At 44.7% G+C, this 24,038-nt stretch carries 23 protein-coding genes; 8 read left to right on the top strand and 15 right to left on the bottom strand.

Annotation, left to right across the window (positions count from 1 at the left end; genetic code table 11):
* Positions 1-103: 103 nt before the first annotated feature.
* From ACMXYX_RS06995 to ACMXYX_RS06975, 5 genes are all read right to left on the bottom strand, one after another.
* The gene (locus ACMXYX_RS06995) at positions 104-505 is read right to left on the bottom strand and encodes a VOC family protein (protein ID WP_415906681.1); all 402 of its coding nucleotides are present in this window, start codon (positions 503-505) and stop codon (positions 104-106) included.
* Positions 506-613: 108 nt separating this feature from the next.
* The gene (locus ACMXYX_RS06990; RefSeq protein WP_415906680.1) at positions 614-847 is read right to left on the bottom strand and encodes a hypothetical protein; all 234 of its coding nucleotides are present in this window, start codon (positions 845-847) and stop codon (positions 614-616) included.
* Between the two features lie 76 nt (positions 848-923).
* Positions 924-1,655: an HNH endonuclease gene (locus ACMXYX_RS06985; protein WP_415906679.1), complete on the bottom strand. Its 732-nt coding sequence runs from the start codon at positions 1,653-1,655 to the stop codon at positions 924-926.
* A gap of 96 nt (positions 1,656-1,751) precedes the next feature.
* Positions 1,752-2,675 (bottom strand): Shedu immune nuclease family protein, encoded by a 924-nt coding sequence (locus tag ACMXYX_RS06980; protein WP_415906678.1) that lies wholly within the window; start codon positions 2,673-2,675, stop codon positions 1,752-1,754.
* Positions 2,676-3,108: 433 nt separating this feature from the next.
* Positions 3,109-3,747 (bottom strand): glutathione S-transferase family protein, encoded by a 639-nt coding sequence (locus ACMXYX_RS06975; RefSeq protein WP_415898463.1) that lies wholly within the window; start codon positions 3,745-3,747, stop codon positions 3,109-3,111.
* Positions 3,748-3,887: 140 nt separating this feature from the next.
* Between ACMXYX_RS06975 and ACMXYX_RS06970 the strand changes: the two genes are divergently transcribed.
* Positions 3,888-4,442 (top strand): TetR/AcrR family transcriptional regulator, encoded by a 555-nt coding sequence (locus tag ACMXYX_RS06970; RefSeq protein WP_415906677.1) that lies wholly within the window; start codon positions 3,888-3,890, stop codon positions 4,440-4,442.
* Between the two features lie 130 nt (positions 4,443-4,572).
* Here ACMXYX_RS06970 and ACMXYX_RS06965 read toward each other — a convergent pair whose 3' ends face one another.
* Entirely contained in the window at positions 4,573-6,240 is a 1,668-nt protein-coding gene (locus ACMXYX_RS06965) for a glutamine--tRNA ligase/YqeY domain fusion protein (protein WP_415906676.1), read from the bottom strand.
* 300 nt (positions 6,241-6,540) lie between these two features.
* On the opposite strand from ACMXYX_RS06965, the gene ACMXYX_RS06960 reads away from it, so the two are divergent.
* On the top strand, positions 6,541-7,062 hold the full coding sequence (locus ACMXYX_RS06960) for a peptidylprolyl isomerase (RefSeq protein WP_415884660.1): 522 nt from the start codon (positions 6,541-6,543) through the stop codon (positions 7,060-7,062).
* Complete coding sequence (locus tag ACMXYX_RS06955; protein WP_415906675.1) at positions 7,062-7,787, top strand: UDP-2,3-diacylglucosamine diphosphatase; 726 nt, start codon at positions 7,062-7,064, stop codon at positions 7,785-7,787. Before ACMXYX_RS06960 ends, ACMXYX_RS06955 begins: the two co-directional genes overlap by 1 nt.
* 68 nt (positions 7,788-7,855) lie before the next feature.
* On the opposite strand, the gene ACMXYX_RS06950 is transcribed toward ACMXYX_RS06955, so the two are convergent.
* A complete protein-coding gene (locus ACMXYX_RS06950; RefSeq protein ID WP_415894078.1) occupies positions 7,856-8,464 on the bottom strand; it encodes a tRNA-(ms[2]io[6]A)-hydroxylase in 609 nt (202 codons plus the stop codon).
* A 139-nt stretch (positions 8,465-8,603) separates the two neighbouring features.
* Between ACMXYX_RS06950 and ACMXYX_RS06945 the strand changes: the two genes are divergently transcribed.
* Positions 8,604-9,464 carry a hypothetical protein gene (locus ACMXYX_RS06945; protein WP_415906674.1) on the top strand — a complete coding sequence of 287 codons (861 nt, stop codon included), beginning with the start codon at positions 8,604-8,606 and terminating at the stop codon, positions 9,462-9,464.
* 19 nt (positions 9,465-9,483) lie between these two features.
* Here ACMXYX_RS06945 and ACMXYX_RS06940 read toward each other — a convergent pair whose 3' ends face one another.
* The gene (locus ACMXYX_RS06940; protein ID WP_415906673.1) at positions 9,484-10,116 is read right to left on the bottom strand and encodes a LysE family translocator; all 633 of its coding nucleotides are present in this window, start codon (positions 10,114-10,116) and stop codon (positions 9,484-9,486) included.
* A gap of 381 nt (positions 10,117-10,497) precedes the next feature.
* Here ACMXYX_RS06940 and fusA point away from each other — a divergent pair, with 381 nt between their 5' ends.
* Together fusA and ACMXYX_RS06930 are read left to right on the top strand one after the other, a co-directional pair.
* Positions 10,498-12,588, top strand: coding sequence for an elongation factor G (gene fusA / locus ACMXYX_RS06935; RefSeq protein ID WP_415906672.1), 2,091 nt, complete (start codon positions 10,498-10,500; stop codon positions 12,586-12,588).
* Positions 12,589-12,773: 185 nt separating this feature from the next.
* Positions 12,774-13,001: a DUF1059 domain-containing protein gene (locus ACMXYX_RS06930; protein WP_415906825.1), complete on the top strand. Its 228-nt coding sequence runs from the start codon at positions 12,774-12,776 to the stop codon at positions 12,999-13,001.
* Between the two features lie 6 nt (positions 13,002-13,007).
* Here the strand turns inward: ACMXYX_RS06930 and ACMXYX_RS06925 are convergent, their stop codons facing one another.
* A complete protein-coding gene (locus ACMXYX_RS06925; RefSeq protein WP_415906671.1) occupies positions 13,008-13,793 on the bottom strand; it encodes a substrate-binding periplasmic protein in 786 nt (261 codons plus the stop codon).
* Between the two features lie 292 nt (positions 13,794-14,085).
* Between ACMXYX_RS06925 and ACMXYX_RS06920 the strand changes: the two genes are divergently transcribed.
* Positions 14,086-14,745: a DUF4253 domain-containing protein gene (locus ACMXYX_RS06920; RefSeq protein WP_415906670.1), complete on the top strand. Its 660-nt coding sequence runs from the start codon at positions 14,086-14,088 to the stop codon at positions 14,743-14,745.
* 164 nt (positions 14,746-14,909) lie between these two features.
* Positions 14,910-15,776, top strand: coding sequence for a DMT family transporter (locus ACMXYX_RS06915; RefSeq protein ID WP_415906669.1), 867 nt, complete (start codon positions 14,910-14,912; stop codon positions 15,774-15,776).
* Positions 15,777-15,903: 127 nt separating this feature from the next.
* Here ACMXYX_RS06915 and prpF read toward each other — a convergent pair whose 3' ends face one another.
* The 6 genes from prpF to ACMXYX_RS06885 form a co-directional block, all read right to left on the bottom strand.
* Entirely contained in the window at positions 15,904-17,082 is a 1,179-nt protein-coding gene (gene prpF, locus ACMXYX_RS06910; RefSeq protein ID WP_415906668.1) for a 2-methylaconitate cis-trans isomerase PrpF, read from the bottom strand.
* A gap of 257 nt (positions 17,083-17,339) precedes the next feature.
* Positions 17,340-19,943: a Fe/S-dependent 2-methylisocitrate dehydratase AcnD gene (gene acnD / locus ACMXYX_RS06905; protein ID WP_415906667.1), complete on the bottom strand. Its 2,604-nt coding sequence runs from the start codon at positions 19,941-19,943 to the stop codon at positions 17,340-17,342.
* Positions 19,944-20,066: 123 nt separating this feature from the next.
* Positions 20,067-21,194, bottom strand: coding sequence for a 2-methylcitrate synthase (gene prpC, locus ACMXYX_RS06900; RefSeq protein ID WP_415896018.1), 1,128 nt, complete (start codon positions 21,192-21,194; stop codon positions 20,067-20,069).
* A gap of 85 nt (positions 21,195-21,279) precedes the next feature.
* Positions 21,280-22,173 carry a methylisocitrate lyase gene (gene prpB, locus ACMXYX_RS06895; RefSeq protein ID WP_415887839.1) on the bottom strand — a complete coding sequence of 298 codons (894 nt, stop codon included), beginning with the start codon at positions 22,171-22,173 and terminating at the stop codon, positions 21,280-21,282.
* Positions 22,163-22,879 carry a GntR family transcriptional regulator gene (locus tag ACMXYX_RS06890; RefSeq protein WP_415881527.1) on the bottom strand — a complete coding sequence of 239 codons (717 nt, stop codon included), beginning with the start codon at positions 22,877-22,879 and terminating at the stop codon, positions 22,163-22,165. The genes prpB and ACMXYX_RS06890 overlap by 11 nt, the downstream gene beginning before the upstream one ends.
* Before the next feature lie 140 nt (positions 22,880-23,019).
* Positions 23,020-23,889 carry an alpha/beta fold hydrolase gene (locus ACMXYX_RS06885; RefSeq protein WP_415906666.1) on the bottom strand — a complete coding sequence of 290 codons (870 nt, stop codon included), beginning with the start codon at positions 23,887-23,889 and terminating at the stop codon, positions 23,020-23,022.
* Between the last annotated feature and the right edge of the window lie 149 nt (positions 23,890-24,038).

The raw sequence follows: 24,038 nt of genomic DNA, 5'->3' as shown, positions 1-24,038 counted from the left end.
CGGCTTCGCCTTTTAGGACGCTTCGCTAGAGGACGCCGCTACGCGGCTAGAGGAAAAGCCGCTGCGGCATGGATCGTACGGATTTGTGTAATCCGCTCCGCTATTACACCCTACTAGCTGGTTGATGAAACTCGATTACATTGTCATCAGGATCTCGAATAAAGAAAAACTGAGCACCCTTGTATTCAACTTCTCCAGTAATCGGGAAACCAAGTTCCTCAATACTAGTTTTTGCTGAATTGTAATCGGTTATTTCAAGTGCAATATGTGTATAGCCAGGGTATTTAAGGTCTGCTTCCATCAACATATTCTTCTTTGGTGCCTCTTTAGAGACATTCAAAATAAGATTTATATTTATTCCCGATGGATGCTCAATGATAGCAACGGGTTCTGGCCCCACAGGACCAATAAGAAATTCAAAGCCAAGCTTTTCATAAAATTCACGAGAGACATCTAAATCCCTAACTCTCAACCCTACATGATTTATTCTGGTGATCTCTTTCATGATATTTCCTAGATGTTGGGATTTATGGGTGCAGCTAATGTTTAAAGAGGCCGCGCAATATACATCGGATGCCTTTTATTGTTACGCATTGAGCTTTGGTGATTGCTTTCACCAAAACCACCAACGATTAACTATATTCTTCCAAAAATAATCGCCATATTTCATAGCCCAAAGACCTGATAAAAGCGCAGCTATTCCAACTAATAGCCAAATAATGTCAGGGCTATCTAGGCGGATAGTGAAGAGCAAATTAAAGGTTACTAAAGACGACAGACAACCAAATACTGCTCCGCATATAAAGCGTATGACTTTTGCTTCAATGTCAGAAGGAAGATATTCCATGTTCATACTTTCCTTTTGGCTTGATACTTAACGCCCAAAGCAGAGGGTGGCGAAGCCGTCCGGCTGCCTTTGCTTGTTAGGGCTTATATATGAATTCATTGTGATAACGTAGGAATTCATCAGATATTTCATGCCCTTCATTAATGGTTATTTTTTCTTTTGCTAGTTTTATTGCTCCATAGTCCAATTCTGCGTGATGGTTGGGACACAAACAGATCATGTTGTTTTCCGTGTCGGGACCGTTATGAGGTTTACCCAAAGGCTTTATGTGATGTACCTCGGCATATTTCTTCCCCGCAGGCATACCTAAAGATGTGCCGCACAATTGGCACTCATAGGAGTTTATCGCTTTTACTTTCAATGAAAGAGCTGTATCTCTGATAATACGTGAAGTGACAATGTCATTTCTATCTGGTGCCTCAAAATCAGATGGAGTCAGGTCAAACTCTTCGATTAAATAGGGTGACCAATCATGTTCTTTCGAATTTTTGATTTGCTCAGCCCACCAAGCGTAGTCGCCATCATCTTTTCCAAAGAGATTAAAGTATCCTTTGCCGGGTTCAAATGTAGAAAGGTTTATTATAATTCCCGTTATCCCTGGCTTGTTATTTGACTCTGTCCAATCAGCCAAAGAAGAAAGGCCTTGAGGCTTTAAGCTTTCCCCCCACTTCTCTCTTATTTGTGGTAACCCAAGAAGATCATGGCATTCTTTGTAACCAATGTAGGTTTCTGGCCTTCCAGGAACTGCTGTTTTAATTTTAGCAACCAATAGTGAAAGTAGTTTTTTTCCTTGAGCATCTAAATCCATACGTTATCTCGTTACTTGCTTGGTCCTAACGCCCGCATTTGCGGCTGGTTTGGAGCACAGCGAAAAAACAGACCGGCAACATGCATTTATTAGGCATTAGTTTGCTATAGCCAAAGTATCTTTAGATTTTTGAAACAGCTCATCATAAGTAAGCACTTCTACTCCGGCACTGTTATTTCGAAATAGTTCGAATGATTTGTATTGTGTTTCATTCTTGAACTCACTTTCAAGAGTACCCGCTATGACTACGCATTTAGGATTAAAAGCGCTAAATGTGTCATCTTTTAATTGATATAGCTCTTTCATTAACTGTTCTTTGTAATTTAATACTTGTACTACTGAGCCTGATAGCTCTTCACTTATTGAATAAGCATTGTTGCGATATTTTTTCCCTAGTAACTTTGTTTTTGGTGTTTTAATTTCTACCAGCACAATATTACCTGTCAATCTATTCAAGTAGATAAAATCAACTAGGTTTCCACCAGTATTAGTCCAAGATTTACCGCCTACATAACATTTACTGCCTAGCTGATACATACTCTTAGGGAAAGCTTGAGAAATTAGCTGAGGGCAGCTCTCAAATAGGTTTTGCCAAAACTCCTCGGAAGAGTTTTCTCGTTCACTACTCCATACCTCAACTGCTTTCGAAAGCGATACACTTGTTGTAACTTTTGTTTCAGACTCAGGCTTAGATAGAAGCTTCGTGATATTTTTTAGATGTTGCTCTCGCGCAGCTCTTAGCCAGTCAATAGAGTACTTTTCTGGCTCCTTATCGATCAAGCAATGATGATTTGGACAGAGCAATATATAGTTATCTGCATCTAAGAGTTCACTAGCTGTCTTTGAGGGATTAAACCTTGGTGCTCCTGGCGACATGGACTCAATTGATGCAATTTCGCCAATTGTGTTTCCGCTTTCAGTAATCAAGCTCTCCTCACAGCCAGGAAATGCGCACTTGTTTCCACTTAAAGCCATGAGCTGCATTTTCACTTTTTGAGTTGGAAATCGTCTTTTTTCCATCTTTTTCTATCTATTAATTGTAGGTGTTCGAACCAATTGGGTAATGCCTAACATTTGTATATACGGGGGTCCGTATATCTCCCCATGCCAGACATCCATCTGTCTGTTTTATAAGTATTTTTAACTTAGCACTGGGTGGAAAGCAAGCATCACTGAGTTCAGTTATCAGTCCTTCAAGAACAGTTTAACTACCACAACAAAAATATACTGGGTAAATAACCAGAAATAAGAGGCGTTTAATCTATAGGATATTTACTTAAAACATATTCCTTCCTGAGCTAATCATACAAAAAGGGTGAACGGTTAACCCATTACACCCTACTTTCTAATCAACTTCTGAATTGCCCTTTTGCTTTTTCTCTAGCGAAGCGTCCTAAAAGGCGAAGCCGATCTCTAGCTGCGAAGCAGCGTCCTCTAGCGTAGCGTCCTGAATCTATTTAAGAACATCCTTCGCAAAATCCTGCTGACGAATAGTCTGTATATAGTTCAGTACATTTTCGTGCTTAGCCACCAGCGGTTTACCTACTTCATTGCCTTCGATGTAATCGATAATTGGGATCAAGATTAGGTCTGCAGCTGTAAGTTCGTAACCGCAGATAAAAGGATAATCAGCTAGCTGATCAGCAACGATGGATAGTGCGTTTTCGATACCTGGAACAGCAGCTTCTACTTTATCCATGCGTACTGTGCCGTTTTCACCTTTCGGAAAGATGAACTCAAGTAGCACTTTACGCACGATTTCAAAATCCACATAGATACCGCTGATTCCACTCCATGCTTCCACTTGAGCTTGAGCATAAGGGTCAGTTGGATAAAGTTTTGCGCCACCGTATTCATTTTCTAAGTAATGCAGAATCGCAACGGTCTCTGGAATCGGTCCTTTCTCAGTTAGAAGCACTGGGAATTTTGTATATGGGTGAATCGCTTTGTGGCCCGGGGTATGAAAACCCACTGCTTCGCCATCCACTTGTGTAGTTACCTCGTAAGGCAGTCCTTTTAGCTCGCAAGCCATCATCACACTGCGCACAAATGTACTGAAAGATGGGCCATAAATTCGGATTGGTGCAGTCATGCTTAAACTCCTGTTATCTAATTCGGTTAACTCATTCGGTTAACTACCTGAGCTCCACTTTATTGACCGACACAATATGTTCAAGAACATATTTTAAACTTATGCCATACTCCGGCATAAGCAAGTACAGGAGTAGTTTTATGGGTTGGACGGCTGAACAAAAGCAGCAGAGTCGTAAAAAGATCATAGATAGCGCTGCAGAACTCTTTACCAAAGATGGCTTTGATAAAGTGGCGATTAACGATGTGATGAAACACGCCGGCCTTACCCGAGGGGCGTTTTACAATCACTTTGAGTCTAAGAGCGATCTCTACGCCGCAGCGATCTTGAGCGCTGCTCACCTAGCGAAAAGTCATACCATTGAACGCTCGGGTTTTCAGCTGTCAGATATTATTGAAACTTACCTGAGCGATAAACATCGGAATGGTGAGTTCTGCTGCCCTTTAGCATTCTTAACCACGGACATTCATCAACGAGATGATCAGGTTCGCACCACCTATACGCGCGTACTGAAAGGCTTTATCAATAATATCCATGAGCTAAATGAAGGCCAGCCAGCCCTCGATGAAAGCGAAGCGATTAAGAAAGCAGTATTGATGATTGGCGGGGTCGCGATTGCCAGAGCGGTTAATGAAGATGATTTTGCAGAGCAGCTATTAAGTGCCTGCCGTGAAGGGGTTAATAAGGGCGGGTAAGAATCGGATAAAGGCAGGAAGAAACAGCTTGGTGCGGATAAAATCAGCTCTAAACGAAAAACCGGCTAAAAGCATCTCTGCTCTTAGCCGGTTTTAGCTGACCTTAGCTGTTAACAGCCGGTCTTAACTTTTACTTGCCCCACGAATCACGCAGGCCAGCGGTACGGTTAAATACCAACTTATCAGCTGTAGAGTCTGAATCTACGCAGAAGTAACCGGTACGTTCAAACTGGTAAGCGCTTTCTACTGCCGCATCAGCCAGACCTACTTCACAACGGCTGTCAGTTCTAACCACTAAAGATTCTGGGTTGATGAACTCAAGGAAATCTTTTTCCTTATCGCCTGTTGGGTTTGCTTCTGAGAACAAACGATCGTACTCGCGCACTTCACAAGGCACACAGTTATCAGCAGATACCCAGTGTACAACGCCTTTAGCTTTGTAGCCTTCAGGGTTAGCACCGGCAGTTGCTGGATCGTAAGTACATTTCAATTCAACAACGTTACCATCCGCATCTTTGATAACTTCTTGGCAGGTAATAACGTAAGAGCCACGTAGACGAACCGCAACGCCTTGGGTTAGACGCTTCCACTTACGTGGCGGTACTTCAGCAAAGTCATCTTGCTCGATAAGAATGTTGCGTGTGAACGGTACTTTACGAACACCCATAGTTTCATCTTTAGGGTGTTTAGGTAGCTCGAACCACTCTTCCTGACCTTCGTCATAGTTAGTGATTGTGACTTTCAGTGGCTGAACAACACACATTGCACGCGGTGCATTTTTATCTAGATCTTCACGCACGAAGAATTCGAACTGTGCCATATCAACTGTGCCGTCAGTTTTAGCAACCGCTAGGCTGTCACAGAAGTTACGTACAGAAGCTGGCGTATAACCACGACGACGTAGGCCAGAGATAGTTGGCATACGTGGGTCATCCCAACCATTGACATGGTTCTCATCAACAAGCTGCTTCAGCTTACGCTTACTGGTTACTGTGTAGTTTAGGTTTAGACGACCAAACTCATACTGACGTGGCTGTGATGGTACAGGTAGGTTTTCGATGAACCACTCGTACAATGGACGGTGATCAGCAAACTCTAGTGTGCAGATTGAGTGCGTTACGCCTTCAATAGCATCTTCTTGACCATGAGCAAAGTCGTAGCTTGGGTAGATGCACCACTTGTCACCTGTTTGGTGGTGAGACTCTTTACGAATACGGTAAAGAATCGGGTCACGCAGGTTCATGTTAGAAGAAGCCATGTCGATCTTAGCGCGCAGTACACAGCTTCCTTCATCAAACTCGCCCTTGCGCATGCGCTCGAGTAGATCAAGGTTCTCTTCAGGTGAACGCTCACGGTATGGGCTGTCTTTACCTGGTTCAGTAGCCCAACCACGGTATTCTTTTGCTTCTTCTGGGCTCAGGTCACAAACGTATGCTTTGCCTTCACGAACAAGGTGCTGCGCCCACTCGTAGAACTGATCAAAGTAGTTTGACGCGTAACGAACTTCACCCGCCCACTTAAAACCTAACCATTCAACGTCTTGCTTGATCGCATCAACGTATTCTTGATCTTCTTTGGTCGGGTTAGTGTCATCAAAACGTAGATTACATTCGCCGTTATATTTCTCAGCAGTGCCAAAGTTCAGGCAGATAGACTTAGCGTGGCCAATGTGAAGATAACCATTTGGCTCTGGCGGAAAACGTGTAACAACTTTTCCGTTGTTCTTACCGTCTTCCAGATCCTGTTCAATCACCTGATGAATAAAGTTAGTAGGTTTACTGCTTTCTGTATTGCTCATAAAAACGTCTTAATCCCGACATTGCATGAATTCTGAATTGCCCTGAAACGCGTCCACATCTATAGGGCATAAATTGTTGTACATTATAAACGGATGCGCCGCCTAATTGGCAGTGAATATCAGTAAGATTTTTTCAATAAATTTCTAAGTAATCCCCGCATACCAAAAAGGCCGCCTACAATTCTTTGGGGTTGGTACTTTAGAATCAATTATTCGCCACTTAGGAATAAACAGTGATGCGTTTCTCTTAGACTTGCGTATAATGGGCCAGTCAAAGGCGAAGAAGTGGACTTTACAACAATGATCATCCTCCATACTAATTTTGGTGATATCTCTATAGAGCTAGACCACGAAAAAGCTCCGAAAACAGCAGCAAACTTCGAGCAATATGTCACGGAAGGCTTCTACGATGGCGTTATTTTCCATCGTGTAATCAATGGCTTCATGATCCAAGGCGGCGGTTTTGAACCAGGTATGGTACAAAAAACCACTCGCGAAACCATTGAAAACGAAGCAGACAACGGTCTTTCTAATGCGGCAGGCACAATCGCTATGGCACGCACAATGGATCCACACAGCGCATCTGCACAGTTCTTTATTAATGTTTCTGACAACACTTTCCTTGACCACACAGCTAAGACAACTGAAGGCTGGGGTTACGCGGTATTTGGTAAAGTTGTTGACGGTATGGATGTAGTTAACAAACTAAAAGCAGCATCAACTACTATCCGCGCAGGCCACCAAGATGTACCGGTTGAAGATATCATCATCGAGTCAGCTGAAATCGTTACAGAAGAAGTAGAAAGCGCAGAAGAAGAATAATGCCCGTATACTTTGTCTCAGATATACATCTGAAACCCGAACGCCCGGATCTTACCCGGGCGTTTTCGTATTTCCTAGAACATACTGCTACCGATGCGACACAGCTGTATCTTCTAGGGGATATTTTCGAAGCATGGATTGGCGACGATTGCCCTACCCCCGGCTTGGATGAGCTTTTACAACAACTCAAAACATTGAGTGTCAAAGGCTGTGAAATTTTCTTCCAACACGGCAACCGCGATTTCTTGGTAGGTGAACAGTTCTGCCAAAGCATCGGCGCCAAACTGCTACCTGAAGAACTTGTACTTCCGCTGCCAATTGGCAATGCCGTGGTGCTTCATGGTGATCAGCTTTGCAGTGATGATACGGAGTACATGCAATTCCGCGCTTTGGTTCGCAATCCACAGTGGCAACAAGATTTCTTAAGTAAGTCATTAGAAGAGCGTTTAGCTATCGCTCGACAACTGCGAGACACCAGCAAACAGCGCACAACCGAAAAGTCTGATTACATCACCGATGTAAATGCAGACGCGGTTAATCAATCTTTTGTTGATAATGATGTTTCCCTGATGATCCATGGTCACACCCATAGACCCGCGATACATCAAGTGGAGCTAGCTTCCGAGTCTGCGACACGTATTGTGCTCGGCGATTGGGACAAACTCGGCTGGTATCTTAAAGTCGATCAAGATAGTTACGATCTCATTAGCTTCGAAATCGAGTGATGTAGGAACTCACCCTGTGAGCGATAAATGATAAAAATCGCCCACGGGGGTGGGCTCCTACATAATAATCAGATGAATGTTGGAGCACCGCTATGGAAACGGAACTCGTCATCCGGAGATTCAATCAGCTCTCGCTCAACTTCGCGGAAAAATGCCACACGCTCATCAATTGGCTCACCGGCGTAGTCTGCAGCAAGACCTAAATAATCTTGGTAATGACGGCCTTCTGATTTCAGCAGGGAGCGATAGAACTTAGCCAACTCCTCATCTAAGAACGGCGCCAATTTGGCAAAACGCTCACAAGATCGCGCTTCTATATAAGCACCAATAATTAGAACATCGATCAAACGGCCCGGCTCAGATGTACGCGCATGGGTACGCATACCACCCGCATATCTTGCAGAAGACATATGATCATAAACCACACCTCGATCCTGCATGATCGCCAATACTTGTTCAAAGTGAATCAGCTCTTCACGTGCTAAACGTGACATCTTGTTTAACAACTCAAGACGATCAACATAGCGAAACATCAATGTCATTGCTGTAGAAGCCGCTTTCTTCTCACAATGCGCATGATCAATCAGAAGAATATCCTGATTCTGCAAAGCAGCCTGAATCCAAGAATCGGGAGTTTCACATGCTAAAAATTCTTTGATCTCGTCGAGAGCGTCCATTAATACCTGACCTAACACATGTTGTAATAAGGACGCGCATTATAGCCATTGAAATAAGACTTTTTAACCTCGGAAGTCCTATATTCCTTAACTGTTTGATCTACTACAATAAAATGGTCCAATTTGGTTGAGTTGTACAATGCGATCTTTTCTAACACTGCTGTTATTAATATCAAGCCACCTTAGTGCAGACACTCTATCGATCGGTGTGCATGCTAATTACGTTAATGAGCATTTTAAATTAGCCGCAGGTAGAGCCGGCTATTCAAATGTATTACCTGTAAAAGAGTGCCCAGAACTAGACTCCGAACAACTTAAAGGTTCTCAACGAATCACCATGGATATCATGGTCATTTGCAACGCAGTCAAATCGGCCAAATACGTCGACCTACTTCGACTAGTCCCATACCCTAATGTTGCCCGCGGTCTTCAACTAGCTAACAACAATAAGATTGATATGGTTGGCCAATCGCTGTTTGAGGGCGATCATCGTAAGGAAGAAAACCTATTAATCACTCACCCTGTTATTCGAATAGGGGAATTCCAGGTCGGCATTTTTTCTACAAAGAACAGAACTGACATTTTGGAGTTAGGTGATAGTATCGATGTCACTAAATTAAGAGGCGTTACCGTTAAAAGCTGGAAAACCGACCAAGCCGCGCTCAACAACATAGGAGCTAAGCAAGTTAACCTGCTACCCACTAGAAACTTGATAGCTAATTTTATCTCCAGTGGCCGTGGTGACTTTACCCTCTCCTACCTTAAAGAGCCGGTCGTCACGAGAATCGGCGGAGAGTTAATCAGAATACCAGGGGTAAAAGTCAGCTTTGATGCATCCCGCTCTTTTATTTTGCCAGCGCGTAATACTCAGCTTTTCAATATTCTGCAAAGCTACATCAAAGAGCAAAGACAAAAATCACCAGATGCGATTCGCCAAGCTTATATACACGCAGGCTTTATTACTGAAGATTACGATCACTGGCGTGATCTAGCTAAGTAGTACGCAAGATGAAGCAGCATTATCTTTCAGTCGTTACCAGCTTCAGCGCCAAACCAACAAAGACGGTGCCAGCGACTTTATTAATAATCGATTGACCCAATTCGGAATCTTGAATCCAACCGCGCAAACTCCCCGAAAGTAGCGCCACTGAGCTCATGACAAAGAAAGCTACAACGATAAAAACCATACTTAAGGTAAATAACTGCTGACTTAGTGAGCCAACCGCTGGGTCGGCAAACTGAGGCAGGAAGGCCATAAAGAAGATCGACAATTTTGGATTAGTAGAGCTCATCAGAATTCCACGGCGATAGAGCTGCATCGCACTAAGCTGTGGCTGCTCTGACATGGACACCTTGGCAGCAGCCGCACGAAAGGACATAAACGCCAAATAAAGCAGATAAACCACACCGACGATTTTAAGCAGGGTAAACGCCACAGCACTGGCCTGAAAAACTGCAGCCACACCTAAAGTGACAGCAACGGTGTGAAATAGCAGACCAGTACATAAACCTAGAGTGACAACAATACCAGCCTTACGACCATGAAGAATCGACTGTATCAAAACAAAAATATTATCTGGCCCTGGCGCATAGGAGATTAACGTAGACGCAACAATAAATCCGAACAGCACATCAACACTTAACATACTCATAACTACCTAAAATATTTATCTACAGTGGATCATAATCAGTCGTCGCAATCATTCAAATCCCTATTCAATCTAAATCTGTTTCTTTTTTGGGGGCACGACCATTTTTTGGTAGCAAACACTATCGGGAGTTATAAAAGCGATAAAGGAGTGCAATTTAATTTTTTATTCCGAAAAATATCAATAACCCTCATATATCAGTAACTTAAAATCTAATTTTCAGTTAAAAAAACTACCAGATTTTTTAAAAGCCTAGCGTTAATCCCCCTTCTTAAATAAATATCAGCAGAAAGAAGTATTTCCTTGTAATTTTTCTTCGAAAAGTCATAAAAAACCTTGTATACTGTCGCGCAATTTTAGGGCCTCACTTAGTCGAGTATAGAGATGACAGACTTAACCAAGTACAGAAACATCGGTATTTTCGCGCACGTAGATGCGGGTAAAACCACAACAACAGAACGTATCCTTAAGCTTACTGGTAAGATCCATAAGATGGGTGACGTTCACGATGGCGAAGCTACTACTGACTTCATGGAGCAGGAAGCTGAGCGTGGTATCACAATCCAGTCTGCAGCGACGACTTGTTTCTGGAAAGATCACCGCATGAACATCATCGATACTCCGGGCCACGTAGACTTCACAGTTGAAGTATACCGTTCCCTAAAAGTACTTGACGGTGGTGTAGGTGTATTCTGTGGTTCCGGTGGTGTAGAACCTCAGTCTGAAACTAACTGGCGTTACGCGAACGAGTCTGAAGTAGCTCGTTTGATCTTCGTAAACAAACTAGACCGTCTTGGTGCTGACTTCTACCGCGTTGTAGATCAGGTTAAGAACGTACTAGGCGCTAACCCTCTAGTAATGACTCTACCAATCGGCCGTGAAGACAACTTCACAGGTGTTGTAGACGTTCTAACTCAGAAAGCTTACATCTGGGACGATTCTGGTCTTCCAGAAAACTTCGAAGTAACTGACGTACCTGCTGACCTAGCAGACGACGCAGCTATGTACCGTGAGCAACTAATCGAAACTGCTCTAGAGCAAGACGAAGACCTAATGATGGAGTACCTAGAAGAAGGTACTGAGCCATCTATGGACGACATCAAGCGCTGCATCCGTGAAGGTACTCGTAAGCTAGACTTCTTCCCAACATTCTGTGGTTCTGCATACAAGAACAAAGGTATCCAGCTTGTTCTAGATGCTGTTGTTGATTACCTACCGAACCCAGTAGAAGTTGACGCTCAGCCACTAACTGACCAAGAAACTGGTGAGCCAACAGGCGAAGTAGCTACAGTAGCTGTAGATGAGCCATTCCGTGCACTTGCATTCAAGATCATGGATGACCGTTTCGGCGCGCTAACTTTCGTACGTGTTTACTCTGGTGTTCTTAACAAGGGTGACACAATCCTTAACTCTTACACAGGCAAAACTGAGCGTATCGGCCGTATGGTTGAGATGCACGCTGATGACCGTACTGAGCTAGATTCTGCTCAAGCAGGCGACATCATCGCAATTGTTGGCATGAAGAACGTTCAGACTGGTCACACACTATGTGATCAGAAGAACCCTTGTACTCTTGAGCCAATGATCTTCCCAGAGCCAGTAATCTCTATTGCTGTTAGCCCTAAAGACAAAGGTTCTACTGAGAAAATGGGTATCGCTATCGGTAAGATGGTTGCAGAAGATCCATCTTTCGTAGTTGAAACTGACGAAGATTCTGGTGAAACAATCCTTAAAGGCATGGGTGAACTTCACCTAGACATTAAGGTAGACATCCTTAAGCGTACTTACGGCGTTGAGCTAGAAGTAGGTAAGCCACAGGTTGCATACCGTGAAACGATCACTCAGTCTGTTGAAGACAGCTACACGCACAAGAAGCAGTCTGGTGGTTCTGGTCAGTACGGTAAGATCGATTACCGCATCAAGCCAGGTGAGCCAAACTCTGGCTTTACGTTCACTTCTACAGTAGTAGGCGGTAACGTACCTAAAGAATTCTTCCCAGCGATCGAAAAAGGCTTCGCTGGCATGATGGAACAAGGTGTACTAGCAGGCTTCCCTGTACTAGACGTTGAAATCGAACTATACGACGGTGGCTTCCACGCGGTTGACTCCTCTGCTGTAGCATTCGAAATCGCAGCTAAAGGCGCTTTCCGTCAGTCTATCCCTAAAGCGGGTGCACAACTTCTTGAGCCAATCATGAAAGTTGACGTATTCACTCCAGATGACAACGTTGGTGATGTAATCGGTGACCTTAACCGTCGTCGTGGCATGATCAAAGACCAAGAAGCTGGCGCTACTGGCGTACGCATCAAAGCAGACGTTCCACTATCTGAAATGTTTGGTTACATCGGTCACCTACGTACTATTACTTCTGGTCGCGGTCAGTTCTCTATGGAATTCGAACGCTATGCAGCATGCCCACAGAATGTTGCTGACGAAGTAATCGCTGAAGTAAAAGCTAAAAACGAAGCTAAGTAATCTAATTACTTAACTCGTTGAAAAAGCCCGCTGAGAAATCAGCGGGCTTTTTTGTTTCTGCCATGAACTCCCTCCTTCTTACACACATACTCTTTAAACGAAGTTTGTCCAATTAAGCCCTTTCGACTACCCTGAAGCGAACAACTAAACAGAATTTTTTCTATAGGAGAAATAGCGTGAAAACCATGACCTGCAGGCAACTTGGCGGCGGTTGCGATCTTGAGTTTAAAGCCAATACATTTGAAGAGATGTCCGAACTAGCAAAACAACATGGTATGGAGATGTTTCAGCAACAAGATGCCGATCACCTAGCAGCTATGCAAAAAGTACAGCTGATGATGTTAGACCCTGAAGCTATGCAGGCTTGGATGAACGAAAAGCGCGAAGAGTTTAATGCTCTGCCAAATGACTAGCCTTGCCTAATATTGGTATTTGCTTTCGATCGCAGCAAAGGTTCCATCTGCCTTCATCTGCTCCATCGCTAACCGAACTTTCTCTACAAAACTTGGCGTCACTCTCAACTTAGAAAACAACAGATAAGTTGACCAAGAAAGCACCTCCATTCGCTCACCGTTGTAGAGAACAATATCGATCTGATCTTCCAGTTCTTGCTTTTGGATGTAGTGCATCACTGGCAGCAGATCACCAACAAACATATCTACTCGATCATTCAGCAACTGTTTAACACTTTGTTCAGTTGAATCAGCCAACTCAACTTTATGAAACTTCTCACTGTCTAACGCCTGTCTGAACAGACCGCTTCCGTATAGATAGCCCGCCCTAACAGAGATATATTTATCTTTAACATTTGAAAAATCAGGCTGAACCTGAAATTGATCAGATTTGCGCTTAAACAGCACATAGCTTTGCTGAATCAAGACACTATCAACGTAGTAACCCCACTTCTGGCGAGGTTCATTTTTTCCCGCATTAAACAGCAAATCACGCTCTCCATGCTCAGTCACATAGACCGCACGCTTCCAAGGGAAAAACTGAAAATCAATTTGCTTTACGCCGACTCGGGTTAGAGCCTCTTTGGCGATATCTACAGCAAGCCCTTTCGGCTCGCCATTTTCACGATACTCATAGGGAGGATAATGAAGCGTCGTAGCAAAGACTACTTCTGGAATATCATCCGCAAACACAGCTGAAGAACATAGCGTACAAAAACATAACAACTTTGCTATGTATCGATTCAACTCCATCTAGCACGCCTCGAATTTCTCAAATATCTAAACAGTATTGTGCATATTCCACATAGATCAAATCAGGCAATTTGCTACTGACTTACGTTAAGCTTTAAGCCACCGATCGGAAGAACACTCATAACACCGTATCAAAGAATATCAGTCACTTTCTTCCAAATGCACGTAACTGCTCGACCCGTACTTAAAAATTACTGATTAACTAAGCCACTCCCTTAGCAACTCAAACAGACTTATAAATCCCCCTCCTATTTCTGATACCATTACGCGAAACTATTCTTTAGGGCCGAAAATGAAATTCGTCAATCTTGATCCAGCTGATGCCTTCACAAAAGCTATTAAGGCAAGCAGCAAAGATAACAAACTGGTGGTATGCGGTACTGAAGAAGATAAATCTTATATTGAAGAGCACCTTCTAGAAAGCTCGCAATCTCCAAAAGATATTATCCGCGCTGCTGCAAATATCAAAGCAGCTACATGGCTCAGCAAACAACGCCAACTGTTAGAATCAGATGAGGAGTTAAACCTCGCAGAAATAACCGGCGAATTTAAAGCTGAATCAAGCGATAAACAGGGCTTTAATCTTGCGACAGACTTTGTCACAGGCGAGGCCGTTGATAATCTTCTAGGCGTCAAAATTAAAACTAATAGCAGTTGGAAGATCCCTGCTCATTTTAAATTTGGTGGCTGGAACGCTTGCCCTGAACCAGAAGTTCACTGTGCAATATGGAAACACTGGCAGCTAAAGTATGGCGCTAAGATTGTCGGCGTCAGCAACGACGTGATTGAAGCCTATATCACTAAGCCACCACAAACCACCGAAGAAGCAATGGAACTGGCTTGGGAGCAATATCTATATTGTCCGGATATTGTAGATCAAGGCGTTGAAACAGTTTCAAAACTAGCAGAAGTTCTACTTAACCACGACTGCTGGTACTTCTGGTGGGATTAGGTTTAAAGACAGGCCAAGTTCGGTAGAAAACGGCTAAAAGCAGCAAAAGACTGATAGAGAAAGAACTTACAGAGTAAAGTCCCGTTCTGACAGCTAAATGACTGGCCGTCAAAACAGGCTTAGGGTACTGTCCTTACACCTACATACCTAATACCGAGTTAAGGATGACATTAAAATCCAAAGCACTTCTCATAGCTTTCCTGCTAGTAGGTTTGTCGCTCATACCTGTTGGAGACTCCGCCGGTAAACTGCTTGGCATTCAAGGTGTTGATCCACTTTTTATTGCTTGGAGTAGGCTCGCCGTTGGTTTTGCGTTTGTTCTACCCTTCTCTGGATTAACCTTAAAAGAGATAGGCCTGCTATTTAACTGGCGCTTATTAATCCGTGCAGGTTTATTCACCTGCGCTATCTTCAGTATGCTCACAGCGCTGAAAACCGAGCCTATCGCCAATGTCTTTGGTATCTTCTTTATAGGACCAATCGTTTCTTATTTTCTAGCCGGATTAATTCTTAAAGAGACAATTACACCGGCGCGCTCAATCGCTTTGCTTATAGGCTTTGCCGCGGTACTGATGGTAGTAAAACCAGGATTTGATATGGGAACAGGCGCACCCTTAGCACTACTAGCAGGTACGTGTTTTGGCTGTATGCTGGTGTGTAATCGATGGCTGGCCGGGCAATTTAGACCAAGACTCATTCTGCTATCCACTCTCTTAGCAGGCAGTTTGGCTCTGGCGCCTATAGCTACACCAACCATTCCCGCAGAATTGGATACCCATCTGGTCACACTGATCTTAGTTAGCTCACTCGCGTCTGCTATTGGAAATCTAATAATCCTGCAAAGCAGCAAACACCTAGAAGCCAGTATTGTTGCACCGTTCGTTTATTCTCAACTCATTATCGCAACGGCACTTGGCGTTGTTTTGTTTGATGAATGGCCTGATATGATCAGCGGTATTGGGCTCATCATTATCTTTTCTTCTGGTGTATGTTCTTTTTTCTTATCTAACAAAAAAGCGCCTAACCCATAAAATGATCATTTAGCTTTTTCCAGATAAAAAAAACCACGCTAAAAAGCGTGGTCGTTAAGGAAGAGCTGGAGTATCTACTCTGATAGGAAAATAGAACCCCAGTGAGCCCTTCAGGGTTACTCTAGAACTAGAAACTGTCTCCTGGAATGCGTAGATTGCCTTCCATAATTACACGGGCACTTCGGCTCATTACCGCTTTCTTAGCAGTCCAATCGCCGTTAACCTCTTCAGCGGCAGCACCAACACGCAATGTGCCAGATGGATGACCAAAAGTTACCGCTTCACGCTCACCACCACCGGCAGCAAGGTTAACTAAGGTACCTGGTACAGCTGCAGCAGTGGCAATAGCAACAGAGGCTGTGCCCATCATCGCATGGTGTAACTTGCCCATAGATAATGCACGTACACAGACATCAATATCGTTTGCAGAGATCTGCTTACCGCTTGATGCTTCGTAGTCAGTCGCAGGCGCAACAAACGCAATCTTCGGCGTATGCTGACGTGCAACTGCTTCAGAGATATCGCTGATCAAACCCATCTGCACAGCACCGTGTGCACGCATGGTTTCGAAACGCGCCAACTCATCGGCATTACCATTAATATCTTTCTGTAGCTCAGTGCCTTTGTAGCCAATATCTTCAGCATTCACGAAGATAGTCGGGATACCTGCATTGATGAATGTTGCTTTAAAGGTACCAATACCCGGCACTTCCATATCATCAACCAAGTTACCCGTTGGGAACATGGAACCTTCACCATCAGCCGGGTCCATAAACTCAATCACAACCTCAGCCGCTGGGAAAGTTACACCGTCCAACTCAAAGTCACCGGTTTCCTGCACTTCACCATTGGTAATTGGCACATGAGCAATGATGGTTTTCTTAATATTCTTTTGCCAGATACGAACTGTGCAGATGCCGTTTTCAGGAATACGCTCTGGGTCTACTAGCCCGCCACTGATCCCGAAAGCACCTACGGCTGCCGTCAAATTACCGCAGTTACCCGACCAATCTACGAAAGGCTTATTGATCGCTACCTGACCGAACAGGTAATCCACATCGTGATCTGCAACTGAACTTTTATCCAAAATCACGGTTTTACTGGTACTGGATGTTGCACCGCCCATGCCATCAATTTGCTGGCCGTAAGGGTCTGGGCTACCAATCACACGCATTAGTATGTTGTCACGAGCTTCGCCTGGCTGTTGCGCTACTTCTGGCAGATCCTGACGACGAAAGAAAACACCTTTACTGGTTCCACCGCGATAGTAAGTCGCTGGGATTTTTATCTGTGGTACGTGTGACATAAACTTTTCCTACTTGATTCACACAGCTATCTAACGCTGCTCTATCAATTCGAATAAAACGCTTAGTAACAATGACTGACATAACCTTGTATTCAAGGCCACGTGCAGTCTCTACTCTGGCCAGTCATTGTTAGTAAAAACTTTGCTTCGAAACTCAGCAAAATGATGGGCGCTGCTTGCTCGACTTTGAAACCCCAGCCCTACGTGAGCCTGTAGAGCTAGGATTTGCAAACAACGCCTATCGGAACTGCTAGCTATTAATTTCCTTCTAGGAAATCTTTAGCGAAACGCTGTAGAACACCACCGGCGTTGTACACATGTACTTCCGCAGCAGTATCCAAACGACAAGTCACTGGTACTTCTACCTTCTCGCCGTTAGCACGGTTGATGATCAGAGTCAGATCACAACGTGGTGAGATATCACCCACGATGTCGAAAGTCTCAGTACCATCAATACCGTATGTGTTACGGGTATCACCCTCTTTGAACTGAACAGGTAGTACACCCATACCAACTAGGTTAGTACGGTGGATACGCTCGAAGCCTTCAGCAACGATTGTTTCCACACCTGCAAGGCGAACGCCTTTCGCAGCCCAGTCTCGGGATGAGCCCTGACCGTAGTCAGCACCTGCAACGATGATCAGGTTCTGCTTACGCTCCATGTAGGTTTCAATAGCTTCCCACATGCGGCTTTCAGTACCTTCTGGCTCAATACGCGCAAGTGAACCCTGCTTGATCTCACCGTTTTCGTCACGGCACATTTCGTTCAACAGTTTCGGGTTAGCAAACGTTGCACGCTGTGCTGTTAAGTGGTCACCACGGTGAGTTGCGTAAGAGTTAAAGTCTTCTTCTGGAAGACCCATCTTCGCGCAGTATTCACCTGCAGCAGAACTCGCTTGAATCGCATTAGATGGGGACAGGTGGTCAGTTGTAATGTTGTCACCTAGAACCGCCAGCGGACGCATACCTTTCATAGTACGTTCACCTGCCAATGCACCTTCCCAGTATGGAGGGCGGCGGATATAAGTAGACATTTTACGCCAGTCGTAAAGCGGGCTTTCTGCGCGCTCAACGTCACCCAGATCGAACATTGGGATGTAGATCTGGTTGAACTGCTCTGGCTTAACTGCCTTAGCTACGATTTCATCGATCTCTTCATCAGATGGCCATAGATCTTTTAGTGTGATCTCTTTGCCATCAACAACAGCCAATACATCATTCTCGATATCGAAACGAACTGTACCTGCGATTGCGTAAGCAACTACTAGCGGTGGCGACGCTAGGAATGCTTGCTTGGCGTGTGGGTGGATACGCCCATCGAAGTTACGGTTACCCGATAGAACAGCTGTTGCGTATAGATCGCGTTCAACGACTTCTTTCTCGATAACAGGGTCTAGCGCACCGGACATACCGTTACATGTAGTACATGCGTATGCCACGATACCGAAACCTAGTTTCTCAAGTTCTGGTAATAGACCTGCTTCTTCCAAGTAAAGTTTCGCAACTTTAGAACCTGGTGCAAAAGAGGTTTTAACCCAAGGCTTACGCACTAGACCTAGCTCGTTTGCCTTTTTAGCAACTAGACCTGCAGCAACAACGTTGCGCGGGTTAGATGTGTTTGTACAAGATGTGATAGCAGCAATGATTACCGCGCCATCTGGCATTAGGCCTTCCGCTTCTTCAGCTTTTGCTGCAGCCAACATATCTTCGCCAGCAATACCACGCTCATTTAGCGCAGTCGTTGGTAGACGACGATGTGGGTTAGAAGGACCAGCCATGTTACGAACAACGCTAGACAGATCAAACTCAAGTACACGTTCGTACTGAGCTTCAACTAGATCGTCAGCCCATAGACCTGTGTGTTTCGCATATTGCTCAACTAGAGCTACCTGCTCTGGTTCACGGCCTGTTAGCTTCAAGTAATCGATAGTCTGCTCATCGATGTAGAACATACCTGCAGACGCACCGTATTCAGGTGTCATGTTAGACAACGTCGCACGGTCACCGATAGACAAAGTAGCAGCACCTGGACCGAAGAATTCTAGGTAAGCAGAAACAACTTTCTCGTTACGTAGGAACTCAGTCATCGCTAGTGCAATATCTGTTGCAGTGATGCCAGGCTGGCGCTCACCAACAATCTTCACACCGACAATGTCCGGTAGACGCATCATAGAAGGCAGACCAAGCATAACGGTTTCTGCTTCTAGACCACCTACACCAATCGCGATTACACCTAGTGCATCAACGTGTGGTGTGTGGGAGTCCGTACCTACACAAGTATCTGGGTAAGCTACACCATCACGGTTTTGGATAACTGGAGACATCTTCTCCAAGTTGATCTGGTGCATGATGCCGTTACCCGCTGGGATTACATCTACGTTATCAAACGCAGTTTTACACCAGTCGATAAAGTGAAAACGGTCATCGTTACGACGATCTTCAATCGCACGGTTTTTCTCAAACGCATCTGGATCGAAACCTGGCGCTTCAACAGCCAGAGAATGGTCAACGATAAGCTGAGTCGGCACAACTGGGTTTACCTTAGATGGATCACCACCTTGATCAGCAATCGCGTCACGTAGACCTGCTAGGTCAACCAGTGCAGTCTGACCAAGGATGTCATGACATACAACACGCGCTGGGTACCATGGGAAATCCAGTGTACGTTTAGTTTCGATCAATTGTTTTAGAGAGTCGGTCAGCGCAGATGGCTCACAACGACGTACCAGTTGCTCAGCCAAAACACGAGACGTGTATGGCAGTTTTGCATAAGCACCTGGTTGGATATCTTCAATTGCTTGGCGGGTATCAAAGAAATCTATAGAGGTACCCGGAAGAGGCTTGCGGTATTCAGTATTCATGGCACAACCTGTCAGGTTCATTCAAGCCAAGAGGGGTTAGCAAAGCTAATCTCTCAGCTTTTTATTAATCAAATCAGGACAGCGATCTGGGTGATAGTTCAAACCGCTGTCTACTGTCGTCTCTTATGGACGATCTTCGATAGCAACCCAATCAGCCGTTTCTGGACCAGTGTAGTCAGCAGAAGGACGGATGATACGGTTGTTAGCGCGCTGCTCCATTACGTGAGCAGTCCAACCTGCCGCACGAGAACATACGAAGATAGGTGTAAATAGCTTCGTAGGAATACCCATGAAGTTGTATGCAGATGCATGGAAGAAGTCTGCGTTACAGAACAACTTCTTCTCGCGCCACATAACTGCTTCAACACGCTCAGAAACTGCGTACAGGTGAGTATCACCAACCTGCTCAGATAGCTTCTTAGACCACTCTTTGATGATCGCGTTACGTGGGTCAGACTCGCGGTAGATCGCGTGACCGAAGCCCATGATCTTGTCTTTACGCGCCAACATACCCATGATCGCTTCTTCAGCTTCATCCGCAGATTTCCACTGCTCAACCATATCCATTGCCGCTTCGTTAGCACCACCGTGCAGAGGACCACGTAGGGAACCAATTGCAGCAGTCACACAGCTATGAATATCAGATAGCGTAGATGCACATACACGCGCAGTGAATGTAGACGCGTTGAATTCGTGCTCAGCGTAAAGGATCAAAGACGCGTGCATTACTTCAACGTGTAGCGGCTCAGGTTTCTCGTTGTGAAGCGTCCATAGGAACTGCTCAGCGATGGAATCAGCATCAGTTTCAACGTTTACACGTACACCGTTGTGGCTGAAGTTGTACCAGTAGTTGATCATGCCAGGGAAGACTGCAAGCATACGATCGATATGATCGTGCTGCTCAGAGAAATCTTTCTCTTCTTCTAGGTTACCCAACATTGAGCAACCTGTACGCATCACGTCCATTGGGTGCGCTTCAGCAGGAATCTGTTCTAGAACTGTTTTTAGTGCTTCTGGCAGAGCACGCATACCTTTTAACTTAGCTTTGTATGCATCTAGCTCAGCCTGATTTGGCAGTTTTCCGTAAAGTAGAAGATAAGCAACTTCTTCAAACTGCGCTTTATCAGATAGTTCTTTGATATCGTAACCACGGTAAGTCAGACCGGAACCTGTTTTACCTACAGTACATAATGCCGTTTCACCTGCAGACTGACCACGTAGACCAGCACCACCCAGTTTTTTGTCGACCATGATTATGCTCCTGTTTCCTATCTATGCGGGTTCTGCGACCCGCTTGCTAAAATCAATTAAGTAAAGCGTAAAATAAAAATAGCGCTTACTTATTCTTACCTTCTGCGAACAATGCATCCAACTTCTGCTCGAAGTCGTGATAGTTCAAGAAATCGTAAAGCTCCATACGTGTTTGCATGGTGTCGACAACCGCTTTTTGATCACCATCTTTTAGAAGGTGCTCGTATACATTAAGGGCTGCCTTGTTAGCTGCGCGGAATGCAGACAGTGGGTATAGCACCATGCTTGCACCGTGTTCAGCCAATTCATCTTTGTTGAATAGTGGCGTAGCACCAAACTCAGTGATGTTAGCCAATAGATGCGCTCCATTGATGCCATCAGAAAACGCTTTGTAATCATCTAGCGTGTGCACTGCTTCTGCGAAGATGCCATCTGCACCGGCTTCTAAACATGCTTGTGCGCGCTCAACTGCAGCATTCAAACCTTCCATCTGGAAAGCATCTGTACGCGCTACAACAAAGAAGTCATCATCAGTTTTGGCATCAACCGCTGCTTTAACGCGATCAACCATCTCTTCAAGCGTAACAATCTCTTTGTTTGGACGGTGACCACAACGCTTTTGTGCTACCTGATCTTCAATGTGAACTGCAGCTGCACCTGCTTTGATCATCTCTTTAACTGTGCGTGCAATGTTAAAAGCACCACCCCATCCCGTATCAATATCAACCATCAGCGGAGTTTCTACTGCGCTGGTAATACGGCTTACATCTGCTAGAACATCATTCATTGATGTCATGCCTAGGTCTGGCAAACCGTATGAGTGGTTAGCGACACCACCACCAGATAAGTAAATTGCTTTATGACCTACACGCTCAGCCATCATGGCGTGATATGCGTTAGTCGTACCTACAATCTGAAGTGGGTTTGTTTCAGCTAGTGCTTTACGAAAACGTGCACCGGCAGACAGGTTATTGGACATGTTCTTCCCCTCTGGTTTCGGTCGCTGCGTTCAGTTTCTCTTCCACGTTTCGGCGTGCTGCACCTATATGTCGGCGCATGAGCATTTCAGCCAATTCCGGATCACGAGATTCAATCGCGTCTACAATCTGGCGGTGCTCTTTAAGTGCACGTTTTGGTCGTGAACTAGAGACACTGAACTGGTATCTGTACATTCGTACTAAGTGATATAGATCCCCGCCTAAAAATTCGAGCAGCTTCTCATTTTTGCTGCCGTGAACAATGCGGTAGTGAAAATCTAGATCACCCTCTTTTTGGAAATACGATCGGCCCTCTAGCTGTTCGACACTCTGTTCATGCTCATCTAATAGAGCACGCAGGCTATCGATTTCGTCTTGAGGCATATTCTCTGCCGCTAAGCGGCAGGCCATACCTTCAAGTGCTTCGCGGACACGATATATTTCAATAAGTTCTTTTGCCGACAGATTAACAACCCGCGCACCAACATGAGGCTTACGTTCAACCAACCTCAGCGCTTCCAAACGACGCATCGCTTCTCGCAATGGCCCACGGCTAATGCCGTATGTTTTGGCAAGCTCAGGCTCGCTGATCTTCTGACCGGGAGGAATATCCCCCACCACAATCGCAGTTACAATTTGTTCGCAAACGCGATCGGCCAATGTGCGCGTTTCTTGTTGAAACGCTTTATTGTCTGTTTTATCAGTCATAACAACCCTTGATTGAAGATTGTCGACAATCTTGAACTGAGACCAAGATACTCCTGCTAAATTGAGCCGTCAACTCGAAATAGCGAAAAGATTGTCAACACAATACAAAAGTTTAAGGGTTTTACCTTATCACTTCGTAATTATTTGTTAGTTATATAACGCTGTAACTCATCATTCATCACTCGCGCGATCTGGCGCGGCTTTTGAAACGGTAACGAATGATCAGTTCCAGCCATCAAAAAGTAGTGCCAATTGGGCAGACGCTCCGCCAGCTCTCGCTGGTACTGGTGCATAAGATCGACACTGTTACCGCCTATAAAGCTGGTAACATCACCTTGCGCCGCCACTAATTCTTCTCTATCTATCTGCTTAACTGCCTGTGTTACGCAGTCCAAAGCATTGGCAAAACCTTCCGGTCGTGCCCCTAATCTGCTGACAGTTAACTTTTCCACTTGCGGTGAAACCTTACGATTAGGCGAAATCGCATCTAAAAAGTTAACAATGCCCTTCTCTACCTGCACAGAACCTCTGAGATTCAACGCCGCTTCCGAGAATTGATTACGTAGCTCGATGGTGGTTTCCCAGCAAGGACGATCTAGCACCGCTGATTCCAATAGATACTGCTTACCAACACGATCAGAGTGCTGCTGTTTAAACAGCAGCGAGATTAAGCCACCTAGGGAATAACCTGCTAAATCAAACTGCCACCAGCCTAGGTGATCAACTAAGGCATTTAAGTCTGCAACCAGCTCCTGCGCTGCAAAGGGGTGCTCTTTCTTATCGGGGAAATAGGTATCGCCCATGCCTCTCTGGTCAGGCACCAACACCTCAGACCATTGAGTTAAAAATGCAGTGATATGCTCCCAAGTATCAACCCCAGCAACACCTGCGCCATGCAGTAAGACCAGCCTTCTGGAAGGCTTAATATCAGGATTTCGATAGATTTGATAAACAATATGCTGATCAGGCAAAGTAAGGCTTTGCTTATCAACACTGAAAGGATGCTTCATGTAGCAACAATACTCTTAATGCTTTAATAGATTTAATCTCATTCTAGCTGAACAGAGTATCCAAACCAGCATTTTGTCGACAATCTTTGGTATGAACCAAAAACAAACAACGATTTTTAAAGGTTTTCAGTTGTTTTCACTTATTTCGT

The organism is Neptuniibacter sp. QD72_48, assembly GCF_047778065.1.
Lineage (GTDB): Bacteria > Pseudomonadota > Gammaproteobacteria > Pseudomonadales > Balneatricaceae > Neptuniibacter.
The sequence above is the reverse complement of the archived record's forward strand: the minus strand, read 5'-3'. Positions and strand labels throughout refer to the sequence as shown.

Excerpts from the sequence above, each read along its gene's own strand:
- ACMXYX_RS06995 (WP_415906681.1), bottom strand. The coding sequence starts at position 505 with ATGAAAGAGATCACCAGAATAAATCATGTAGGGTTGAGAGTTAGGGAT.
- ACMXYX_RS06990 (WP_415906680.1), bottom strand. The coding sequence starts at position 847 with ATGGAATATCTTCCTTCTGACATTGAAGCAAAAGTCATACGCTTTATA.
- ACMXYX_RS06985 (WP_415906679.1), bottom strand. The coding sequence starts at position 1,655 with ATGGATTTAGATGCTCAAGGAAAAAAACTACTTTCACTATTGGTTGCT.
- ACMXYX_RS06980 (WP_415906678.1), bottom strand. The coding sequence starts at position 2,675 with ATGGAAAAAAGACGATTTCCAACTCAAAAAGTGAAAATGCAGCTCATG.
- ACMXYX_RS06975 (WP_415898463.1), bottom strand. The coding sequence starts at position 3,747 with ATGACTGCACCAATCCGAATTTATGGCCCATCTTTCAGTACATTTGTG.
- ACMXYX_RS06970 (WP_415906677.1), top strand. The coding sequence starts at position 3,888 with ATGGGTTGGACGGCTGAACAAAAGCAGCAGAGTCGTAAAAAGATCATA.
- ACMXYX_RS06965 (WP_415906676.1), bottom strand. The coding sequence starts at position 6,240 with ATGAGCAATACAGAAAGCAGTAAACCTACTAACTTTATTCATCAGGTG.
- ACMXYX_RS06960 (WP_415884660.1), top strand. The coding sequence starts at position 6,541 with ATGATCATCCTCCATACTAATTTTGGTGATATCTCTATAGAGCTAGAC.
- ACMXYX_RS06955 (WP_415906675.1), top strand. The coding sequence starts at position 7,062 with ATGCCCGTATACTTTGTCTCAGATATACATCTGAAACCCGAACGCCCG.
- ACMXYX_RS06950 (WP_415894078.1), bottom strand. The coding sequence starts at position 8,464 with ATGGACGCTCTCGACGAGATCAAAGAATTTTTAGCATGTGAAACTCCC.
- ACMXYX_RS06945 (WP_415906674.1), top strand. The coding sequence starts at position 8,604 with ATGCGATCTTTTCTAACACTGCTGTTATTAATATCAAGCCACCTTAGT.
- ACMXYX_RS06940 (WP_415906673.1), bottom strand. The coding sequence starts at position 10,116 with ATGAGTATGTTAAGTGTTGATGTGCTGTTCGGATTTATTGTTGCGTCT.
- fusA (WP_415906672.1), top strand. The coding sequence starts at position 10,498 with ATGACAGACTTAACCAAGTACAGAAACATCGGTATTTTCGCGCACGTA.
- ACMXYX_RS06930 (WP_415906825.1), top strand. The coding sequence starts at position 12,774 with ATGACCTGCAGGCAACTTGGCGGCGGTTGCGATCTTGAGTTTAAAGCC.
- ACMXYX_RS06925 (WP_415906671.1), bottom strand. The coding sequence starts at position 13,793 with ATGGAGTTGAATCGATACATAGCAAAGTTGTTATGTTTTTGTACGCTA.
- ACMXYX_RS06920 (WP_415906670.1), top strand. The coding sequence starts at position 14,086 with ATGAAATTCGTCAATCTTGATCCAGCTGATGCCTTCACAAAAGCTATT.
- ACMXYX_RS06915 (WP_415906669.1), top strand. The coding sequence starts at position 14,910 with ATGACATTAAAATCCAAAGCACTTCTCATAGCTTTCCTGCTAGTAGGT.
- prpF (WP_415906668.1), bottom strand. The coding sequence starts at position 17,082 with ATGTCACACGTACCACAGATAAAAATCCCAGCGACTTACTATCGCGGT.
- acnD (WP_415906667.1), bottom strand. The coding sequence starts at position 19,943 with ATGAATACTGAATACCGCAAGCCTCTTCCGGGTACCTCTATAGATTTC.
- prpC (WP_415896018.1), bottom strand. The coding sequence starts at position 21,194 with ATGGTCGACAAAAAACTGGGTGGTGCTGGTCTACGTGGTCAGTCTGCA.
- prpB (WP_415887839.1), bottom strand. The coding sequence starts at position 22,173 with ATGTCCAATAACCTGTCTGCCGGTGCACGTTTTCGTAAAGCACTAGCT.
- ACMXYX_RS06890 (WP_415881527.1), bottom strand. The coding sequence starts at position 22,879 with ATGACTGATAAAACAGACAATAAAGCGTTTCAACAAGAAACGCGCACA.
- ACMXYX_RS06885 (WP_415906666.1), bottom strand. The coding sequence starts at position 23,889 with ATGAAGCATCCTTTCAGTGTTGATAAGCAAAGCCTTACTTTGCCTGAT.